We start from the raw sequence: 3,056 nt of genomic DNA, 5'->3' as shown, positions 1-3,056 counted from the left end.
GACGGGGCGGGGACGGCCGGTTTGGCGCAGGTGGCGCCGGACGGACCGGTTCCCGTGGGTTCCCCCTGGTTCCCAGGCGTGCAAGCGACCGCTTAGTATGCCCGCGAGGCGTGGTTCCCCGTCGGCGGCTGGAGGCCCCGGATGCAGGCATGGCGAGTACACACCCCCGGCGAGCCCCGCGAGGCCATGAGCCTCGAAGAGGTTCCCGAACCCGTGCCCGGCGAGGGCGAGGTGAGGCTCAAGGTGCTCGCCGCCAACGTCAACTTCCCCGACGCACTGCTCGTGCGCGGCCAGTACCAGATCCGGCCCCCGCTGCCCTTCACCCCCGGGGTCGAGATCTGCGGCGAGACCGAGGACGGGCGCCGCGTCATCGCCAACCCGAGCCTGCCGCACGGCGGTTTCGCCGAGTACGTCACCGCCCCCGCGCGGGCCCTGCTTCCCGCCCCGGACACCCTGGACGACGCCGAAGCGGCCGCCCTGCACATCGGCTACCAGACGGGCTGGTTCGGCCTGCACCGCCGGGCCCGCCTCCAGGCGGGCGAAACCCTCCTCGTGCACGCCGCCGCCGGCGGGGTCGGCAGCGCCGCCGTCCAGCTCGGCAAGGCCGCCGGGGCCACCGTCATCGGAGTCGTCGGCGGCAAGGCCAAGGCGAGCACCGCCGAGGAACTCGGCTGCGACCTGGTCATCGACCGCACGGCGGAGGACATCGTCACCCGGGTCAAGGAGTTCACCGGCGGCCGCGGCGCGGACGTCGTCTACGACCCGGTCGGCGGCGACGCCTACACCGCCTCGGCCAAATGCGTGGCCTTCGAGGGCCGCATCGTCGTCGTCGGCTTCGCGAGCGGAACCATCCCGGCCCCGGCGCTGAACCACGCCCTCGTGAAGAACTACGCGATCCTCGGCCTGCACTGGGGCCTCTACGCCGCCAAGGACCCCGCCGCCATCGCCGCCTGCCACGCGGAGCTCACCCGCCTCGCCGCCGAAGGCACCGTGAAACCGCTGGTCAGCGAACGTGTCCCGCTCGCCGGGGCCGCCGACGCCGTACAGCGCCTCGCCGACGGGACCACCACCGGCCGCCTGGTCGTCGTACCGGCCCTGGACGGGGGCCCGCGATGACGGCCGCCGCGCCCACCGCCGAACAGCTCGTCGCCCGCGTACGGGAACTGCTCGCCGCGCACCCGCCCGCCACCACCGGCCGCGAGGACTTCCTGCGGGCCCGCTTCGACGCCGGACTCGCCTGGGTGCACTACCCCGAGGGCCTCGGCGGACTCGGCGCGCCCCGAACCCTCCAGGCCCTCGTGGACGGAGAACTGGAGGCCGCCGGAGCCCCCGACAACGACCCGCGCCGGATCGGCATCGGCCTCGGCATGGCAGCGCCCACGATCCTCGCGTACGGCACCGAGGAGCAGAAGCGGCGCTTCCTGCGCCCCCTGTGGACCGGCGCCGAGGTCTGGTGCCAGCTCTTCAGCGAGCCCGGCGCCGGCTCCGACCTGGCCGCGCTCGGCACCCGCGCGGTGCGCGACGGCGACGACTGGGTGGTGGACGGCCAGAAGGTGTGGACCTCCAGCGCCCACACCGCCCGCTGGGCGATCCTGATCGCCCGCACCGACCCCGCACTGCCCAAGCACCAGGGCATCACCTACTTCCTGTGCGATATGCACGCCCCCGGCGTCGAGGTGCGCCCGCTGCGCCAGATCACCGGCGAGGCCGAGTTCAACGAGGTCTTCCTCACCGGAGTCCGGATCCCCGACGCCCACCGCCTCGGCGAGGTCGGCCAGGGCTGGGCCGTCGCCCGCACCACGCTGATGAACGAGCGCGTCTCCATCGGCGGCATGCGCATCCCGCGCGAGGGCGGCATGATCGCCCCGGTCGCCGCCGCCTGGCGCGAGCGCCCGCAGCTGCGCACGCACGCCCTGCACCAGCGGATGCTGGAGCTGTGGGTCGAGGCGGAGGTGGCCCGCCTCACCGGGGAGCGGCTGCGCCAGCAGCTCGTCGCCGGACAGCCCGGCCCCGAGGGCTCGGGGATGAAGCTCACCTTCGCCCGCCTCAACCAGGAGATCAGCGGACTGGAGGTGGAACTCCTCGGCGAGGAAGGACTCCTGTACGAGGACTGGACCCTGCGCCGCCCCGAGATCGTCGATTTCACCGGCCGCGACGCCGGCTACCGCTACCTGCGCGCCAAGGGCAACAGCATCGAGGGCGGCACCAGCGAAATCCTCCTCAACATCGTCGCCGAACGCGTCCTCGGCCTGCCCGCCGAACCGCGCGACGACAAGGACATCGCGTGGAAGGACCTGGCCCGATGAGCGCAGCCCCCCTGGACCTGCTGTACTCCGAGGCGGAGGAGGAACTCCGCGCGGCCGTACGCTCCTTGCTCGCCTCCCGCTGCGACGCCGCGGGCATCCTCGCCCGGATCGAGGGCGGCCGCCCGCACGACCCCGCCCTGTGGCGGGTGCTCGCCACCGACATCGGCACGGCGGGACTGCTCGTACCGGAGAAGCTGGGCGGCCAGGGCGCGAGCCACCGTGAGGCGGCCGTGGTCCTGGAGGAGCTCGGCCGGGCCGTGGCGCCCGTCCCCTACCTCACCAGCGCGGTCCTCGCGACGGAGATCCTGCTCGGCTGCGACGGCCCGGAGCCGGCCGATCTCCTGCGGGAGCTCGCGGCGGGCCGGCGGATCTGCGCACCCGCGCTGCCCCTGACCCTGGCCCCCGGCGCACCCCTGCCGGTGGCGGTCCGGGACACGGGCGCGGGGAGGCTGAGCGGCACCGTCGGCACGGTCGCGGACGCGGTGGCCGCCGACGTGCTGCTCGTCCTCGCGGACACGGGGCTGTACGCCGTCCCGGCGGAGAACGCCCGGCTGACCCCGCTCGTCGCCCTGGACCTGACCCGGCCGCTGGCCACGGTCACCCTCGACGGCGCCGCCGGAACCCGGCTGGCCGACCCGGCGACCGCCCGTGCGGCCATCGCCGGAGCGCTGCTCTCGGGGGCCGGGCTGCTCGCCTCGGAGCAGCTCGGGATCGCGGAGTGGTGCCTGACGGAGACGCTGTCGTACCTCC

The 3,056-nt window shown here is 74.6% G+C and carries 3 protein-coding genes; all 3 read left to right on the top strand.

Features of this window, described 5'->3' with window-relative positions:
• Positions 1-141: 141 nt before the first annotated feature.
• Positions 142-1,116 carry an NADPH:quinone oxidoreductase family protein gene (locus ACWGDE_RS37730; protein WP_453393601.1) on the top strand — a complete coding sequence of 325 codons (975 nt, stop codon included), beginning with the start codon at positions 142-144 and terminating at the stop codon, positions 1,114-1,116.
• Positions 1,113-2,306 (top strand): acyl-CoA dehydrogenase family protein, encoded by a 1,194-nt coding sequence (locus ACWGDE_RS37725; protein WP_453393600.1) that lies wholly within the window; start codon positions 1,113-1,115, stop codon positions 2,304-2,306. The genes ACWGDE_RS37730 and ACWGDE_RS37725 overlap by 4 nt, the downstream gene beginning before the upstream one ends.
• Positions 2,303-3,056, top strand: a 754-nt coding sequence (locus tag ACWGDE_RS37720) for an acyl-CoA dehydrogenase family protein (protein ID WP_453393599.1), incomplete at its 3' end; no start/stop codon positions are given. The genes ACWGDE_RS37725 and ACWGDE_RS37720, both read left to right, overlap by 4 nt.

This window comes from Streptomyces sp. NPDC054956, assembly GCF_053609185.1.
This window is presented reverse-complemented; position numbering and strand designations above follow the sequence as displayed.